Origin of the sequence: Eubacterium limosum (genome assembly GCF_000807675.2) — a bacterium.
GTDB lineage: Bacteria > Bacillota > Clostridia > Eubacteriales > Eubacteriaceae > Eubacterium > Eubacterium limosum.
Genome location: NZ_CP019962.1, coordinates 2811444 through 2829864, shown reverse-complemented (window position 1 = coordinate 2829864; position 18421 = coordinate 2811444). Strand labels below are relative to the sequence as shown.

The following is an 18421-nucleotide window of genomic DNA, read 5'->3' as shown; positions in this document are numbered from 1 at the left end:
CTCTATTGCCAATCCGCAGGATAAGTGATATAAACAAATCTCGCAAATTGTGGAGCTGAAAACTGAATTGAAGACCCTTTGGGAATAAAAATAACATCACCTTTATTCCCAACAATGGAACGGCCATTTATATTAATGCATAGCGTACCTTCTATAATGTAGTCAAACTCATCATACCCGAGTGTCCAGTCGAATGTTGTATGCTCCATTTCCATTACTCCGGCTCCCAGACGCGGACTTTCATTTAATGTAACAATATCTTTTAAAAATACTTTATCGCCGGATTTTCCAGTATCAAAAGGTTCAGGCTTTACGGTATCCGTCTTTACACAGAGCACACCACTCTCATCAACTTTTTTTTCGAATTCCAAAGCTTTATTTTTAATTGTATTATCCGTCAATTCATCTAATACTTTATGAATAATTTCATATATCTGTTTATCGTCCATTTTATTCTCCTTCCACTTTAATTGCTTCATTTTTATCATTCTTTAAAAATAGCAGGGCAACCAAGACAGCAATAATACCTGCTGCAACTTTTCCAATGACTAAAGGCAAAAGATACTCCGATGCATTGGCAGAGACATATCCTAAATGATCGCCTAATGCTGCTACTGCTGGAACTGCAAAAGCAATTGCAATAACTTTTCCTCGATTATCCATATCCTTAACCATCCCAAAGGTTGGAATACTGTTTGCCAGCGCTGCAATCATCCCAGCCACAGCAATATCGTTAACACCCATAATTTTTCCAAATTTTGATAAAAGCTTTGACATCGTCGTCGTAATGAAATGCACGAGTGGGTAAGCACCTGCTAAAGTAATAGCAATTGTTCCAATAATCTCAAGTTGCGGACCGATAGGGTCCATTCCTGGAATGATAACAATTCCTGTCAGACCCTCGACAATCGCACATGCAAAAGACATTACAATGATGATCGTAATAATCTTAGAAAATATACTGAAGCCTTTAAGCAAACCATTTGGAATTTTCCATAATCCAATAGCCAGAAGTATGGAGAGTAAAGCCGCAGGTACAATGTTGATTAATGTTAACAATACCGGTATGCCTGCAATCATAGCACCAATAAAAGTTCCGAAGGGAATGGATATAATACCAATCATCATGCCCTTTGCCAAAAAAGTTTTATCCTTTTCTTCCACAATACTCAAAGATACAGGAATTGAGAAAACAATAGTACAACCCAGCATGGACGCAAGCAAAATACCCGAAAGAACTACAATGTCCTGATTTGATGTCATGGCCTGTGCAAGCGGAAATCCCCCCATGTCAATTGCTAATAGTGATCCAGAAAACATTGCCGGATCTGCACCAATCAAATTAAAAGCAGGTGCAACAATAGGTGTTAAAATATTTCCAATAACAGGCGCTAGACACATAATCCCTACCATTGACATTGCAAGTGGTCCCATGGTGTTTATGCCTTCTTCAAACTGTGCCCCATATCCAAAACGATTATTCAAAAAAACTTTATCGATGGCTCCCCAAAACATAAAAGCCACCATGATATAAATAATAATTGTACTAACACTCATCGTTTACTCCCCCATTCCCTTTAAATCTCAAGCGGCCGATCTACTGCAAACGCGACAGCGTTGGCAAAAGCATCCACTGCCGCCTTACAGGCAGACTGCGTTCCTGTTAAGAGAGCTCCTCCGCAGTTAGTAACTGTTGGCGGACCCCAAAATTCAGCCACATGAACATTTGCTGCTTTAAGCGCAGCGTCCAGAGCATACATCGACTCAAGCGGTGCAGACGCTACATAAGCAAGAGATGTCCCTTCCTCCAGTCCAAGAGAGTTTGCGTAAAATTTACCAATTCTCGATATATTATAAGCATAATATACAACCGAATCATCCTCATTTACACTGTAAAGGGAAGATTTTGTTTCAATAAATTCTTTGATATAGTTCAGACCACTTCGCACATCATCCGGGGAAGGGCCCGAAATAATGCCTATAACTTCTCCACCATATTTTGACCAGGCACAACTTCCCCCACCATAGGTTGATTCTGCATAAGCAACCTGAATATTTGCTTTTTTAGTAGCATCATCCATTGCGATAAAGGCCGCGTCATCATTATCCGCTGTAAAAATTCCAATACTGCGGTGATTATCAGGTAATTTTAATTCTTTAAACATGTCTTTATCAACATTTGGAATTAATTTTTGACTTAAGACATATGTTTTAATACGATCGCCTTTCATTTTTAAGCTCCTTTTAACAGACCGTTGTCTTATTTGAGTCAACGACTAAATCAACACCGCTTTTCTTTTCACGTAACATGGTATTAACAAGCTCCGCGATATGCGCACCAGCTTCAGATGGGGGTGTTCCATGCTGATGTATATTGGAGATGACGGTTCTCCCAGATTCCATCATACCTACTTTCGGATTATACGTCATATAGCAACTCATACTTTCGGATGAAGCCACCCCCGGCCTTTCTCCGATAAGAATTAAAACCAGTTTTGCACCAACGGCTTCAGCGATAAAATCACCTGCTCCCACACGGGAATACTCAACAAAAACTGGTGTTCCTGGATCAACACCAAAGGATCTCAACCCTTGTTCTAACGCCGGTAGTATTTCCCGGATATTTGCCTCAATCGCTGTGGAACTAAGCCCATCACCAATGACAATTTGAACATCTGGATTTTGTTTTAAGCGTTCCTTCATAATTTTCGTGTTTTCTTCATCGAAAATTCTTCCCAAATCTGGACGTAATAAATACTGAGCTTTATCTTCTGCCTTTGTTTTAACTACTGGCAGCTTCAGATCATCAATAAATTCTGGGGAAACCATTGTTTGAACGGCATCTCGCGCAGCAGCGAGATCAGCGCGTATTCTCAGCATCGTAGATGTTTTATAACGGGGGCCGGCTTTTCCAATGCCAAGTCTTGCGGGCGTTCTGCCTTTTAAACGGAGATACATTTCTCCATTTTGGGGATGATCTATCAGTAACTCTTTGCGCAGATCTATTTCTGTAATATCTATTAGGTCGCCATTTTTACTGGATTCTGTCAAAATAGATGTATTATTGTTTTGGGGTTTATGGTTTTTGTTTTCTCCCAAAACTTTCATAACCGCCTCTAATATTTGCTTTTCATTTATTTGATTATTCATCTACTCATCCTCCTTAGATTATTTAAAAAAGATTGATGCGTCACCAGCCAGATCTGTCAAATGGTCATTTTTATCCATAATTCCCCATCTGCGACACCAGTCGCCAAATTCTGGGATGACCTTTTTATCCGTCATTTCACGCAATGTTGCCATATCATGGTAAGAAGAAGTTAAATGATTTAACATTACATCATCACCGCCGTTAATACCCATAAAATAATTGCAGCCAGCCAAAGCCAACAGGGATTCAAGCATATCAAGATCATTAAATGAAGAATCCATATGGCAGGTCATTGTTGAATCCACTCCCATGGGAATTCCTTGTATTTTTCCCATGAAATGATCTTCAAGAGCAGCCCTGATAACCTGTCTGCCATCATACAGATATTCTGGTCCAATAAAGCCCACAACAGTGTTAACCAAGAACGGCTGATAGCGTTTAGCCAGACCGTAGCAGCGAGCTTCCAAGGTCATCTGGTCAACACCATGATGCGCCTCAGCGGATAGTTCAGAACCTTGTCCAGTTTCAAAATACATTACATTTGGTCCGATAGAGGTCCCTTGCTTGAGCATTAAATCTTTTCCAGTCTGAAGCATTTCGGCATCAATCCCAAATGATGAATTTGCTTTTTCTGTTCCCGCAAGACTTTGGAACATTAAATCCATTGGGACTCCATTTTTCAGACATTCAATTTGTGTTGTAATGTGCCCCAGAACGCAAATTTGCGTTGGAATCTCCAATTCGCGTTTTATTTCATCAAATAAATTCAAACTGCGTGTCAAACTGTCAATCGTATCATCAACAGGATTCAATCCAAGCACAGCATCACCACACCCATAACTAAGGCCTTCATACAGTGACAATTTTATTGAATCCGGATCATCCGTGGGATGATTCGGTTGAATCCGACTGGCCAAAACGCCTCTTTTTCCAATGGTGGTATTACAAGTAGCTTCCACGCGTATCTTCTGCGCAGCATAAATCAAATCCATATTCCCCATCAGCTTCCCAACGGCCGCGGCAACCTCTGATGTGATACCTCTAGCCATACGTTTTAAATCAAGTTCCGATGTTTTATAATCCAGGATATATTCCCTTAGGTCGCTAATCGTCATATTCTTGAATTCATTGTAGATCGCTTCATTGACATCGTCCTGAATAATTCTGGTTACCTCATCTTCTTCATAAGGAACACAGGGGTTATTTCGGATATCTGAAACTAAAAGATTGCTCAGCACCTCTTTTGCAGCTACACGCTCCTGTTCCGACTCAGCCGCAATTCCAGCCAGAATATCTCCAGACTTTTGCTCGTTTGCTTTTGCCAGAACATCATTGACTGAATCAAACTGGTAAACCTTTCCGAATAGCTTTGTTTTTAATCGCATTATTTCTCCTCCTTTAATAACTAAATGCTATTGTTTTTATTACAACGGGTACTGCTTCTCCTACACCAACAGGCATTCCAATGTCAATGTAATCGCCATTGCCTACATTAACACCATCCAAGCAGATGATCTGCTTATCCTCAGAAAGATATTTCTGGATAGATTGTCCTAATACCTTTCCATAGTCTACTTTTAAAACTACGATAAGCACTTTCTGTTTTTGTATAATCGGCTGCATCCCGATAATAATCTTTCGGGCCATCAACTGTATCTCATCGAACCTCAACATTTTTTCATTTTCAATAGCTAACGCAATATTCATTGATGTATTTTCACCTTGTATCCAATTTATTTTTTTTTCAAAAGCTTTCTTTATTTCTTCATCTGTATAGTTTATTGGGTTATCAACCTTCATGATCGGCGTATTCACAATCGGCAGACTATTTTTTGCGGTGACAGTAATGGTGCTTCCACTTATATCAACGCTGTGATTTCCAGCGCCAACAACCGTTGCACCAATCGTTTCTGCTGGCTTAACAACATTAACAGCATCCTTCGTTAAATTTTTTCTTAATTTCTTTGCCAGCAGTACACCAATGTCACCAAATGCATTTGTTTTTGGCATTTGCTCCTGATAGACAAGATCGCCAACCCCACCTGAAAGCGAAACATAGTCTGGAGTTTTAACAAAATTTTTTACAATTTTATTAGTCGCCAAAAAATCAGTGAGAAAGCTTCTTTGCGATGGATCAATAATCTCCATTAACCCTTTCGCTAAAACTTCTGTTATTTTGTCAAGCATATCATCTGTTAGTGGATCGCCTGCTTTGGCGGTTATCCCCATCGCCTGAAAAAGCTTTTGAATTTTTGGGAAAATATACTCGATTTTATTTGTTTCTTTTGAAAAGCGAATGAGTCTTCCCCCAATGTCAAAACAACTCGCTTCAAGCACCTCCCCATTTTCGAACAGCGCCACATTCGTTGTGCCACCGCCGATATCTAAATTCAAAATAGCTCCTTTATTTTTTCTTGAAAATTCTGAGGCACCGCTACCTTTTCCTGCCAAGATGCTCTCAAGCTCGGGCCCTGCTGTCGCGACAACAAAGTCACCTGCATAATCACTGATTTCCCGCAGTACATTTTCGGCATTTTCTTTTCTTGCCGTATCACCTGTTATAATTACTGCGCCTGTCTGTACATCTCTCGGTTCAATACTAGCTGTATCATACTCTTTCTTAACAATCTCTATTATTCCTTTTGTGTCAAGCACAGTGTTTGACAGCAGTGGCGTAAAATAAATAGGACTGCGATAAATAATCTCCTTATCGACAATTTGAATGTCCGGCACCCTAAAATTTGACGCAATATTTTCAATAATAATATGACTGAATACTATCTCAGTCGTTGAGGTTCCAATATCAATACCCACGCTTAAAACTTTTTCTTTCATATTTTCCAACCCCTTCAAAATAAAAAGCTCGCCAAACAGAAATAATATCTGTATGCCGAGCTTCGTCACTCTTTCATTTATACTTCACCGTATAAACTCATTATTTAATTTTAAAATCAAAGGTTGCCTGTGTACCGTCAGCACCTGATTGTATTTCCAATCGTCCCTTTAGTTTATTCTGCACAAGATTTTCGACAATTTTTAATCCAAGACTTCTATTTTCTTTCTGAACTTCATAACCGGTTCCATTATCAATTACCGTTATATTAGCATACCCCATATTTCCTTCAGACACCGTGATTGTAATGCGCCCGTTTTTTCTATTTTCAAAGGCATATTTCAATGAGTTTTGGATCAATTCATTAATGACTAAAGCAATTGAAGATGAAATATCCGAGGAAACACGCAGATCATCCCCCGTCACATCTATTTCAATTTCTTGATTTTCCAAATTCATTAAATCCGTAAAATTCTTTTTAATTTCCTCAATGACGGTAAAAAGACTAATCTCATCTACTCCGCTATACAAAAGGCTTTCATGCGTTGTCGCAATGCTAAGGATTCGATTCATAGCATCTGATAAAGCTGTTTGTGTCTCCGCTGATTTTGCCCGGCGCCATTGTAAACGGAGCAAACTGTGGACTGTTTGCAGATTGTTTTTAATTCTATGATGGATCTCCTGGATAGCAGTAGATTTTAAAATCAACTCCTGTTCGTTGATCCTGAGTTCTGTAATATCACGAATAACAATTAAAAATACGCCTTTATCCTTTAAATTAAACTGTCGTATGCGATAATAGTAAGCCCCGATTTTCATTTCTGCTCCGGAGCGTTTACTATCCCTTGGCAGTAACTCACCATGGAGTGAAACTTTTGAATATTCCTGTCCTAAAATATCATAAACATATCCCTGTTTTCTGTACAGTTTAGCTGCAACTGTATTGCGGTATAAAATCACGCCATTTTCACTTACAATAATAAGCGCGTCATCAAAATACTCAGTAATCCAGACACAATCTTTTAAAATAGGCAAAGTGCCTGCTGTATTTGTCACAAATCTTTTTGTACTTCTTTTTAAAGGTCGGTCTTCCTTGGTTGGTCTCTCAAAAATTAATACACCAATGGTTTTACCCTTATTTTTTATTGGCTGAACATTCTGAATGACTCTTCCCTCTAATCTTGAAGAAAAAATTGTGGCTTCAACCTCTTCAGTTTCCTCTCCAGAACGAAAAGTTCTGAAAACCGCAGGTTCATCCTCCTCTCGAACGATACAACCTAAAGTACTCAACTGATACAGCGAATCTTTTTTTAAAGCTTCTGCCACAACAACTGCCTCAGATATTTGAATGCAAGGACAGTCAATAAAGACATCTTGATCTGTTTTGGACGCAATATCGGCAAGTGCTTCTGACTTTTCTATAATGATATCAATATCTTCTTCGGTTAAATTAGTGTATTTTTTACATAAATTTCGAATAAGTACAGACATTATTTTCGTCTTCCTTTAAGCAAAATTTCAGCGACTCGCTGCATCGAAATCTGTTTTTCTTTGCTAATCAAACGGATATACTCATAAGCTTCATTTTCGCTGATATTTTTTTTCTTCATAATCAACCCTTTAGCCTTTTCGATAATTTTTCTTGCTTCTACAAGCTCCTTTGTCTTCTTCACTTCTTGCTTAAGGTGTATAATCTCCTTACTTCTGGCTCTAGCAACATTGATACAGGGCATGATAGAACGCTCATTAATGGGTTTGACCAAATACCCAGAAGCGCCTATCTCCATTGCCTGGTCTACAAATTTTTTATCATTATACGCTGTGACCATGATGACAGTTTCCGCAAGGGCCTCTTCCAAAATACAGCTAGCTGCCGCAAACCCATCAAGAACAGGCATCTCAACATCCATAAGCACAACGTCGGGCTTTTTACTGCGACATATTTCAATGGCTTCAAATCCATCAAGCGCCTTTCCCACTACTTTGTATCCAAGATTTTCCAGAACCTCTTCTAAATCCATAATAATAATGGGTTCATCATCTACAATAACAACCGTTGTTTTTTTCCTATCATCCAATATTGCCTCTTCCATCTTATCACCATCCTGCCCAACCTTAAAAATCGATACTAATAAAAAAGCAAACAGAGACCCCAAAAGTTATCCCAGTTTGCTACATCGTAAACCTATCAAAATGTTTGTATCCGTCTACAAACATATATTTAATTTTCTTTAATTTTATATTAGATATTTGGGTTTGTCAAGAACTTTATGTTTAGTGATTTCCTATAGAAATACAATTTAATCATGATGACAACCTATATTTATTGTTTCGTCTACACTATTCTTTTTCTCCTTTATCATTTCTATTATTCTTATTAAATTCCTCAACGATTTCTTTATATAATTTAACAATACAATCATACACACGAGATGCATCTTTATCCGAAGGAATCGTATTCTTAATCTCGCTATTTTTAATCTCCTCATCGTCAACAAAAAATGCATAATAAAATTCTTTTACATCAAATTTCATTTCTGCAATATCAATAGCAAACAACACGCTATCACCATCTACTAATTGATAGTCCTTTTCAGATTTCTGAAAATTTATGATTCTTTTCATATCGTTTCCACCTCCGTTTTAATGTATCTAAACCACCTTCAATATGATCTGAGATAATATCCAACATATTATAGTGATCATCTTTATACTCTAAAGCTCCAGACTGTACTTTATATCCATCTGAATTTTTACCAAGAAAAATTACGTTATCGACATCCAAATTTACAATAAATTGGGGATTATGTGTTACAATAAGAACCTGCCTATTTTCACCCATTATCTTAAATCGGTCAAGTAAATACTCTCGAATTGACTTTTGTGAAATATTATCTTCAGGTTGGTCTATTATATAAATGCCTTTACGCTCTGTCTCATATGAAAGTAAGTCGAAATATATTTTAGCGTTAAACCCAGACGACAACTCCTGTGTCTTATCCATTCCCTTTTGAGTTATAGAATATTTATTTTTAAATTCATCATTTAGTCTTTTTCTAAGGCGTTCCTTTAATTCTTCCAAAGCACCTGCTGCAGTTCCTTCATAATAAGGCAATGCATCTGCTAATTCTTCTTGCCTTACTTCTAAAATATCAATTTTTCTATCTTTTTTCAATACATCATTAAATAGATTCCAGATATATTCTTCCGATATTTCTGTGGCAACCAATCTGCTATTAAACTCGTATTCAAATACTTTGTTAGTTCGTATTTCGATTATTTGTTTTGACAATTTGATCATTGGTTTTTTATTCTGTTTCCGCCGAATCAAAAGTTCTACAATTGAATCTACTATAGCTCGATAGTTTTCATTATAAGTCGAAATTTTCTTCTGAGTGTCAGAAACCGCAGTTTGATATTTTTGTTTAAAGTCTCTAATAACCGCTTGATAAATTCCTATTTTATCATTTTCTTTAATTGCAGCACTTTTCTTGTCGGAATATTTAAGTGCAATCTCATTTAAACGTGTTTCAATTTGAATAAAGAACTCTTTATCATCTTTATCAATAAACTGATTATCTTTAATTCCTTTTATTTTCTCAATAACAGAAATAATTTCACTGCCTAAATCGCCATAATTTTTGACTTTTTTGTTATCTCTTTGTACTGTTCCAACAAATGTTAAGCTCTCAGCAATCACTTTATCAAAATTCTCTATTTTAAATTTTCCAAGCCCTTCTTCAATCCTATCAAGATCAAACTTTTCACTTAAATATTGATATATTTTGCTAAGTTCTCTTTCTACTATCAATCTATAAGATTCAGGATTTATCGCTGCTGGATAATAATTTTTTAAAAATTCATCTGATTTAATCTTTTCTTCTTCAAATTTCTCTCGTACTTCTCCTTGCATATCAAAGCCAAACAAGTCCGCTTCATCTATTACAGAACTAATCTTAATTTTATTATCTTTCAAATATTTTTCATAACTTTTTTCAATTGGTGCTTTTAATAATTTACTTTTCTTTTTGCTATAACCTGTTAATTTATGTAATAATAAAGATTTTCCTATAGAATTATCTCCGATAATAACATTTATTCCTCTAGATAATGGTATATCCATTTTAACCCCATTAATTTCCATATTAATGAAATCTAATTTTGTCTCTGTCGGATTAAAAAAACTATTAACAGTTTTAATCCTCCGATGGTCTGTTATAGCCATAACTAATCCTCGAAATGTTGGCAAACATTTCACATAGGTATATCTGAACTCTGAATCATCTTCCTCTGTTTCCTTAGGATAAAACTTCCAGTTATGACAGTCAGAACCCGTAATAAAGCGTAAATCCTCCGTCATACCATGTGAAGATAAAAACGATTTATTGAAAATTTCATTATTGCGATTTTTAAATTCATATGCTTCAAAATAATCCGTATATATGAATTCATTAAACTTTTGCATTCCAGCGGAGTTGGCATCATTTTTTCTTGTTCTTTTGCTAGTTAAACTATTCTTTTGATGAGCAATCAAAACAGTATCTAGATCAATTGCTTTAAGAATTGCCAAGAACTTTTCTTCAGAAAAGGCCATATCTTTATCATACACAACTTTTCCCGCTTCATCAGATAGGTTGCTTGCAATGGCAGTTACTTTTTCTTGATCCGAATCATCAAATACAGCAATCACATGAACAACAAAGTGTTCAGATTCAGTTGAAAACTCTACAGAAAATTCAACACCTGGAAGAACTTTAATAAGTGATGAATTTTTACTATTTTCGTATTTTTTTAATTCTAAATACATATCACAATTAAATGCATCATGATCTGTAATTGCACAAATTTCCACTCTATTTTCTGTCAACTTATTTATTAACTCTGGTACATGTTTAATGGTATTATAACTTACTTTTGATCCATCTTTCCCTCTTGAATAAATAGAATGAATATGTAAATCCATTTTGTAACCCTTATCAACAATTTTCACAGTCTCTCCTCCATCTTCATCATAAACCATTTTATGGATTTTCCTTTTTATTATCCAATATGCATGCGCTTCTTTTCAATTTTCTTAAATCCAATAAATCATCATTGCTATGAATATTGACTGTCCCATAAAGCATATGCATAGTTTTTTATAATATTCAAACTCCAAGTCTTTTATTTTCTACATTCCTCTTTTTTTATTAAAGTATTGTTAGCAAAATTTAATTGATTAAATGCATTCCTGTATATGTATACTATTATAACATACTCCAAAAAATAAACAGCACAAATGTATTATGAATAATTGGCTTTCTACAAGTCACCTCAGCTAGATAAAATTTAATCAAATATTATTGAAAAAGACATTTCAAAAAATGCAATCTATATATTTTTTCCTTTTTTAATCTATCTTGTATACTATCTATATCTCTGTTTTTCCTTATTTTTTTGCATCTCTTTATTCAACATTTCACGCGTTATTTCTAAGCTCTTCATCATATCTAAGGACCTTTTTTCTACACCAAAAGCTAATCTTAAATCCTTTCTTATTTCTGTAATCTGTTTAGTCAACGCCATTTTCTCTTGTCGTAGTACCTCTTTTTCCTCAGGCCCAGCTCGCCGCATCTTGTTGGTGAGCTTCTTTCTTTGGTTGAGCAAACCATCCATCTCTGTCTGAATTTCTTTCTGTTTTTCCTTGAGCTGTTCATAGGTATCAATCTGATGTTTGCATAAAAAGATGGTCTGTTGAGATATTTCTTCCATGCGGCGCACTTCTTCTTTGATGATAGGGCTCATTGAAACCTGTCCTTTGTTTTTAGGGTAGATCCCCAATTGGTAGCAGAAGAACCGGTAAAGGTTGCGGAGCTTTCGATACTCCTCACCAAACCCCAGTATGTCTTCGATCTGCAATTTCTTTGGTGTGGGCACAAAGAATAAAATGGGTTCTTTGCTTTTTTCCCGAACTTCTGGTCCTCTTTGCCGGTAAATCTGATCCTGAATTTGCAGCACGGAGTAGGCTTCTCCGAGTGTTTTAAAGCGTGTGAAGCGTGGATAATGTGGCAGCTTCAGCGCGCAGGAATCGACTTTTCCTTTAATCTGGTAGCCTTTTCGTCTCAGGTAGTCATAGAATTCTTTCATCGTCATTGAGCGTTCAATGGCTTCGTCGATATCGGAGCGATAAAGTGCATAGCGTGTCAGCTCTCCCCGCTTTTCTGCCTGGTAAAGGCCTTGACTCCGTTTGCGTTTTGTGGGATTTTCAATCACGGATAGATGGTACTCTCGGCAGAGTGCGTCGGAGGTATCCCGCATCCGCTGGTATTCTGCTTTGCGTTCATTGTACTTCTTTCCGTCAATAAAAGAGACGGAATTGATGACGAAATGGTTATGCAGGCAGTTGGTATTGAGGTGGGTGCTCACGATTACTTCATATTTGTCACCCCACATTTTTTGTGCAAGCTTGACCCCGATCGCGTGGCACGCTTTGGGGGTAAGCTCGTCGGGTTTGAAGCTTTGACAGGCGTGATGGGCCAGGGTTCCTCCTGTTTTTCCAAACCTTTCTTTGGTGATCTGCATCTGCTGGCCGGCGGTTTCCACGGCACAGTTGATGCCGGTTACGTAGTATTGTCGCTCAAATCTGGTCTTGTTTTCATCGGCTGCGTAGTGCAGCACCTGGTATAAATCGGCGTTTAGGAAGTCAGGATTTTCGGTTTTATCAACGTTTTTGGCATACTCAATGACGCGGTTCAGGCTGTCCTTGACGGGCCAGATTTTGGTGATGGCCATTGTCTTTTCTCCTTTCCGGGGCTAAAACGGCGTGCATTTCTAGCAGGGTTTCTTCTAAAACAGCGATGGCTTCTGGGGCGTCATAATCGCCCAAGGCATAGCGTATATCGTATAACAGTTCCATCATTTCATTGTATTGGATGGGGGGCAATGGCTTCGGTTCATACCCTCTGGCCAGCATCCGCAGGTATTCGGAAACGCTTAATCCACACTTTTGACTATTGGTAATGATCTGATTTTTTTCATCTTCCCGCACTCTTATTTGAATGGTTTCTCTTCGATTTCTCATGGTATTCTCCTTTTATAAAATGGGGGTTGCAGGGGGCTTTGCCCCCTGTTTCGGCGGCGTGGCAACACAAAGCCAATGCTTGTTACACCCTGTGACATTTGGCTGCTTCTTTATTCTTTGTATCTCTGGAAAAGGATGCAAGATTGCACCTATTATAGAAAGATGCATTCTTGCAAGACAAATCATTGAGCAAAGGCTCCGCCTTTTTGTTGTTTGTGACATTACCTTATATTTTTCCACATTAAAGTGACGATGTGACGCTGTTTTTGATCCCGACAGCGGTACCCTATATATCGTCACTATCGTCACTGTAAATTGATTTGTCTCTCTTCTTTACCAGCGTGATGTCACTTCCTCTGTTGCTCCGTTTATTTTCATATTCAATGCCATACTCTGTGGACAGACGTCCAACTTCAGGATTAAGATTTTTTGTGAGCATATTGGGACTCATCTTTTCAATGTCCAACAAATCAACTAAATCGCTTGCGCGGCCATGCCAGCTTTTTCCTTCTCTTTCTAAAAATTGATTGACCGCTTCCAGCAACGGATTTACAGGCTCTTTGAAGGATTCCTTTTCCAGTTCATCCAATTGCCAAAGACATTTTTGCGTATCAAAACTTAAATGAAATTTCTGATCGGGCAAATCCCGGCTGACCATCTCCATGATCGCCTTGTTGCTGCCGCGTTTTTTCCTCTCCAGAATAAAGGCGCCGTCGGCTGCCCCCAACAAACCATTGGTCCCGGAGATTGTATCAAAGCGATCGCTGGCCTCCTGTTTACGGGTATGATGAACAATGGTCTGGCAAAGATCATACTGATCGCCAAAGGCTTTTATTTGCGAAATCATCTCATAGTCTTTTTTATAACTGATATCGTCACCATCCTTTCCACGCACTTTTTGCATCGTATCATAGATAATGAGCTTGGTGTCGGGATGTTCCTCAAGAAATTTTTCAAGCTGCTCCTCCAAACCTTGGTTCATTCGATGGGCCGCAGTGGCCAGATAAAATTTATCATTATTTTTTGCTCCAAACATTTTATACAGCCGCTGCTGCATTCTTCGGTTATTATCTTCCAGTGCCAGATACAGAGCAGTTCCTGGATTAACAGGATTTCCCCAAAGCGGAATACCGCTGCTGGTATGGTAAGCAAGTTGAGCCATCATAAAAGATTTTCCTGCCTTCGGTGCACCGGCAAACAGATAGGTTCCGGGATACAAAAGATCATGAATAATCGGCTCCAATGGCGGATAGAGTGTATCCAATAACGTGGTCACGGTAACCGTCTTTAAGGCAGTGTCCTTTGCCGCTGCCGCTTTTTTCTTTGGAACATTGTCTTTCTTTTTTGTTTCTGGTATACTTAAATCATAGTTTTTGAATGGCGACTGCTCCCCATCTGCGTCAACAGATGAATCGGGAGGAGTCGTTTTTTCTTTTGTATCGGCCATTTATTTTTCTCCTTTGAGTCCCTGCAGTGTTTGCGCGATCAGCTGGAGCGTGAATAGCTGTTCTTCTGTCATTTCATCGCCATCATAAATGCGTTTCAGCTCATCATAAATTTGTGTCATCTGATTTCGAAGAGCCTTATACACTCTGGGATTTCCAATAACCTCAATTTCTCGGCAAGATAATCGTTTGATTATATAGTCTTGCTTTGTGAGCCCAGACAACATTACCCGGATATTTAACTCTTTACTCTCTTCAGAAGACATTCTAAAAGTTACATTAACATTTCGTCGACGTTTTTTCATTATTACACATCCTTTCAAAATCTAATTTTTCAGCCATTTCATCTTGTTTTGATGGAAAAAGATGGGCATAACGAAAAGTAATATCAATACTTTCATGCCCTACCCTGTCAGCGATCGCCACCGCTGAAAATCCCATATCAATTAATAAAGATACGTGAGAGTGTCGCAAATCATGAATCCGTATTTTCTTAATCTTTTGTTCATTTGTGCCTCTCTGCATCTCACTGAACAAATAGTATTTAGATATAGGAAAAATACGCTCATCTGATTTAATGCTATATAAGCTTTGAATATAATCCTCCATTTCATCACGCAGAAAGACAGGCATTTGGATCGTTCGATTACTTTTAGGTGTTTTAGGTTCTGTAATGACGTCTTCCCCTTTTATTCTTTGATAGGATTTATTGATTCTGACCGTTCTTTTTTCAAAATCAAAGTCCGACTTTGTCAATGCCAGCAGCTCGCCTTCCCGGATACCGCACCAGTACAGCATCTCGAAAGCGTAGTAGGATATTGGTTTGTCCATCATAGAATCCGCAAATTTCAGGTATTCCTCTTTTGTCCAAAACTGCATTTCCTTATTTGTTTCTTTCCCCATGTTTCCTGCTTTTGCCGCAGGGTTAGACGACAAGTCATAAAACCGAACGGCATAATTAAAAATGGCGCTCAGCTGATTGTGGACTGTTTTTAAATAGCCGCTGGAATAAGCCTTACCCTGTTTATCTCGATGCGCAAGCAGTTCATTTTGCCAGTGAATGACATCGGAGGGGCGAATCTCGCGAAGCTTTTTATGTTGAAATGCTGGCAGTATCTTCTTATCAATCACATAATTTTTGGTTTGCCAGGTATTTTTCTTAAGCCGTGATGCCATATCCCTTTTGTAGATTTCTATAAAATCTTCAAACAACATATCTGGATCTCCAGCCTGCTGTTGTTTAAAAGCTTGTTCCCAAGCCAGTGCCTCCTTTTTTGTCTTAAAACCGCGTTTCATTTTTTGAATGTTCTGCCCCTTCCAATCTTTATATCGGAAAGAAGCATATCAGGTACCTTTTTCCTTATCCTTATAAGCGGACATTACATCATCTCCCTTTCCATGCCATAAAATTTTTCTTCAAAATACTTCCGGCTCACACGGCCGGCAATGGTCAGGTACCCCTTTTTTTGAAGCTCTTCATTCATTTCACGCATTAATTTGTAGGCAAAGGATTTGGAAATTCCGAGCTCCGTTGCCATTTCTTCAGCACTGATAAACATTTTCTGATTCATCTGGTGTCCTCCTTTCTATATATTTCACCAAACCGTTCATATACGAACGGTTTTTTTCTTGTCCTCATCATAACAGTTCATTTCTGTGCTGTCAAGACCCCCGGCAAAAAAAGATTTCATATATGAACGGTCTGTGGTATAATCAATCCACGGAGGTATTTATTATGACCATTGGAGAAAAGATAAAAAAATTTCGAACGGCCCAGAAACTCTCTCAAAAACAGCTTGCGGCTATGGCAGGCATGAGTGAACCTGCTCTTCGCAATTATGAGCTGGGCAACCGCCACCCTTCAGAAGAACAAGTCCATAAAATCGCCGATGCCCTGGGCCTCAGTTTTTTTGCTTTGTCCGATCCTGATTTCGACAGTTATTATGGTGTGATTCATGCTTTGTTTTCACTGGAAGATCATTATCATCTCACGCCAAAAGAGATCGATGGACAAATCTATCTTTCTTTAGATGATCCCAGTCTTAAAGATAGCCTTCGGCTTTGGCATAATGAACTCAGCGCACTTAAAGAAGAGCAAATCTCACAGGAAGAATATGATCTTTGGCGCTATTCTTATCCTCGCTTACAGGCAGAACGTGATAAAGAAAAAAGAAAATTACGATATGAAAAAGATAAAGAAAATGGTTGAGGAATCATTTCATTTTTAGCTATTTTTAGCTTTATGTTATCAAAATGTTATCAAAAAATAAAAACAACCCTCGAAAGCACAGTATATAGCGGCTTTCGAGGGTTTTATTATCTATTCCCATTCAATCGTTGATGGCGGCTTGCTCGTAATATCGTACACGATACGGTTAACGTGGGGAACTTCATTGACAATGCGGGTAGAGATACTTTCCATTACATCGAAGGGGATTCTTGCCCAGTCAGAAGTCATACCATCGACAGAGGTGACGGCTCTCAGACCAACAGTGTAGTCGTAGGTCCGTTCGTCGCCCATGACGCCGACGCTGCGGTTACCTGGAAGGACCGCAAAGTACTGCCAGATTTCTTCGTCCAGACCGGCTTTTGCGATTTCATCGCGGAAAACAAAATCAGCTTCGCGCAGCAGATCAAGCTTTTCCTTTGTGACTTCGCCCATAACGCGGATGGCTAAACCCGGGCCTGGGAAGGGCTGGCGCCAAACCAAGTCATGGTCGAGCCCAAGCTCCTCGCCAAGCTCGCGGACTTCGTCCTTGAAAAGGTTGCGGAGAGGCTCAATGAGCTCAAAATCCACATCCTCGGGCAGGCCGCCAACATTGTGGTGGCTTTTGATTACTGCGGCGTTTTTGGTGCCGCTCTCGATAACATCTGGATAAATGGTTCCCTGGAGAAGGTAATCAATATTTTTCAGCTTGCTGGATTCTTCTTCAAAAACACGGATAAACTCTTCGCCGATGATCTTGCGCTTGCGTTCAGGATCATCTATGCCGGCCAGCTTGCCGAGAAAGCGGTCTTCGCAGTTGACACGGATAAAGTTCATCTTAAAACGATTTTTAAAAATCTCCTCAACCTGGTCGCCTTCGTCTTTACGCAGCAGACCGTGGTCCACAAAGATACAGGTCAGCTGGTCACCGATGGCGCGGTGCACCAGGGTTGAGGCTACAGATGAATCCACACCGCCGCTCAGAGCACAGAGCACCTTTTTATCACCGACTCGTTCGCGGATAGCCTTTATCTGCTCTTCGATGAAGTTTTCCATGGTCCACAGGCCCTGGCAGCCGCAGACATCGTAGATGAAGTTGCGAAGCAGCTCTTTTCCGTATTGGCTGTGCTCTACCTCTGGATGAAACTGCACAGCATACATTTTTGCCCCTGCGTTTTCCATGGCGGCTACCGGGCAGGTTTCGGTGGTGGCTGCAATCTCAAAGCCATCGGGGACCTGAGCGATATAATTGGTGTGGCTCATCCATACTATGGAATCGTCTTTGACATCCTTGAACAGCACGCTGTCTTTTTTCCCGATTTTCACAGCTTTTTTGCCATATTCGCGGATCTCAGCCGAGTCGGTGTCTCCCCCCAGCTGCTGGGCCATAAGCTGGGCGCCGTAACAAATTCCCAGCACAGGAATCCCCAATGTATAGATATCCGGGTTACACTTTGGAGCGCCCTCTTCGTGAACACTGGAAGGACCCCCTGTAAAGATGATCCCCTTTGGATTGATTTCCTTAATTCTTTCAATGGATACATCGTAGGGTACCACCTCAGAATAAACGCTTGCTTCACGCACCCGGCGGGCGATGAGCTGGTTATACTGGGCACCAAAATCGATGATCAGAATTGTTTCTCTTTCTGCCATTTTTCCTCCTTGATGAGTTAATGTATATAGTTTATCCGTTAATCACGCTTTGTCAAGCCCTTTTCAGCCAGTA

The 18421-nt window shown here is 39.0% G+C and carries 17 protein-coding genes and 1 pseudogene; 1 reads left to right on the top strand and 17 read right to left on the bottom strand.

Annotated features, from left to right (window positions below):
• Positions 1-2: 2 nt before the first annotated feature.
• From B2M23_RS13280 to B2M23_RS13205, 16 genes and pseudogenes are all read right to left on the bottom strand, one after another.
• Positions 3-449 (bottom strand): EutQ-related cupin domain-containing protein, encoded by a 447-nt coding sequence (locus B2M23_RS13280; protein WP_038350761.1) that lies wholly within the window; start codon positions 447-449, stop codon positions 3-5.
• Between the two features lies 1 nt (position 450).
• Complete coding sequence (locus B2M23_RS13275; protein ID WP_038350762.1) at positions 451-1557, bottom strand: ethanolamine utilization protein EutH; 1107 nt, start codon at positions 1555-1557, stop codon at positions 451-453.
• Between the two features lie 20 nt (positions 1558-1577).
• Positions 1578-2231 carry an ethanolamine utilization microcompartment protein EutL gene (eutL, locus tag B2M23_RS13270; protein ID WP_038350763.1) on the bottom strand — a complete coding sequence of 218 codons (654 nt, stop codon included), beginning with the start codon at positions 2229-2231 and terminating at the stop codon, positions 1578-1580.
• 13 nt (positions 2232-2244) lie between these two features.
• Positions 2245-3150, bottom strand: a complete 906-nt coding sequence (gene eutC / locus B2M23_RS13265) for an ethanolamine ammonia-lyase subunit EutC (protein ID WP_038350764.1) — start codon at positions 3148-3150, stop codon at positions 2245-2247.
• An 18-nt stretch (positions 3151-3168) separates the two neighbouring features.
• Positions 3169-4536, bottom strand: coding sequence for an ethanolamine ammonia-lyase subunit EutB (locus B2M23_RS13260; RefSeq protein WP_038350765.1), 1368 nt, complete (start codon positions 4534-4536; stop codon positions 3169-3171).
• A gap of 13 nt (positions 4537-4549) precedes the next feature.
• The gene (locus tag B2M23_RS13255) at positions 4550-5986 is read right to left on the bottom strand and encodes an ethanolamine ammonia-lyase reactivating factor EutA (protein WP_038350766.1); all 1437 of its coding nucleotides are present in this window, start codon (positions 5984-5986) and stop codon (positions 4550-4552) included.
• A 100-nt stretch (positions 5987-6086) separates the two neighbouring features.
• Positions 6087-7475 (bottom strand): histidine kinase N-terminal domain-containing protein, encoded by a 1389-nt coding sequence (locus B2M23_RS13250; RefSeq protein ID WP_038350767.1) that lies wholly within the window; start codon positions 7473-7475, stop codon positions 6087-6089.
• Entirely contained in the window at positions 7475-8077 is a 603-nt protein-coding gene (locus B2M23_RS13245) for an ANTAR domain-containing response regulator (RefSeq protein ID WP_038350768.1), read from the bottom strand. Before B2M23_RS13245 ends, B2M23_RS13250 begins: the two co-directional genes overlap by 1 nt.
• 247 nt (positions 8078-8324) lie before the next feature.
• Positions 8325-8609 carry a hypothetical protein gene (locus B2M23_RS13240; RefSeq protein ID WP_038350769.1) on the bottom strand — a complete coding sequence of 95 codons (285 nt, stop codon included), beginning with the start codon at positions 8607-8609 and terminating at the stop codon, positions 8325-8327.
• On the bottom strand, positions 8578-11004 hold the full coding sequence (locus B2M23_RS13235) for a PHP domain-containing protein (RefSeq protein WP_038350770.1): 2427 nt from the start codon (positions 11002-11004) through the stop codon (positions 8578-8580). The genes B2M23_RS13240 and B2M23_RS13235 overlap by 32 nt, the downstream gene beginning before the upstream one ends.
• Positions 11005-11390: 386 nt before the next feature.
• On the bottom strand, positions 11391-12755 hold the full coding sequence (locus B2M23_RS13230) for a relaxase/mobilization nuclease domain-containing protein (RefSeq protein WP_081571227.1): 1365 nt from the start codon (positions 12753-12755) through the stop codon (positions 11391-11393).
• Positions 12703-13044, bottom strand: coding sequence for a plasmid mobilization protein (locus B2M23_RS13225; protein WP_013381100.1), 342 nt, complete (start codon positions 13042-13044; stop codon positions 12703-12705). Before B2M23_RS13225 ends, B2M23_RS13230 begins: the two co-directional genes overlap by 53 nt.
• 286 nt (positions 13045-13330) lie before the next feature.
• Entirely contained in the window at positions 13331-14491 is a 1161-nt protein-coding gene (locus B2M23_RS13220; protein WP_038351971.1) for an AAA family ATPase, read from the bottom strand.
• Positions 14492-14794, bottom strand: a complete 303-nt coding sequence (locus B2M23_RS13215) for a plasmid mobilization protein (RefSeq protein ID WP_110060352.1) — start codon at positions 14792-14794, stop codon at positions 14492-14494.
• A pseudogene (locus B2M23_RS13210) lies at positions 14769-15869 on the bottom strand (site-specific integrase). Before B2M23_RS13210 ends, B2M23_RS13215 begins: the two are co-directional and overlap by 26 nt.
• A complete protein-coding gene (locus B2M23_RS13205; RefSeq protein ID WP_038351821.1) occupies positions 15869-16060 on the bottom strand; it encodes a transcriptional regulator in 192 nt (63 codons plus the stop codon). Before B2M23_RS13205 ends, B2M23_RS13210 begins: the two are co-directional and overlap by 1 nt.
• A 164-nt stretch (positions 16061-16224) precedes the next feature.
• Between B2M23_RS13205 and B2M23_RS13200 the strand changes: the two genes are divergently transcribed.
• Positions 16225-16698: a helix-turn-helix domain-containing protein gene (locus tag B2M23_RS13200; protein WP_052237190.1), complete on the top strand. Its 474-nt coding sequence runs from the start codon at positions 16225-16227 to the stop codon at positions 16696-16698.
• A 111-nt stretch (positions 16699-16809) separates the two neighbouring features.
• Here the strand turns inward: B2M23_RS13200 and guaA are convergent, their stop codons facing one another.
• Positions 16810-18348: a glutamine-hydrolyzing GMP synthase gene (gene guaA / locus B2M23_RS13195; RefSeq protein ID WP_013379436.1), complete on the bottom strand. Its 1539-nt coding sequence runs from the start codon at positions 18346-18348 to the stop codon at positions 16810-16812.
• Positions 18349-18421: the final 73 nt, after the last annotated feature.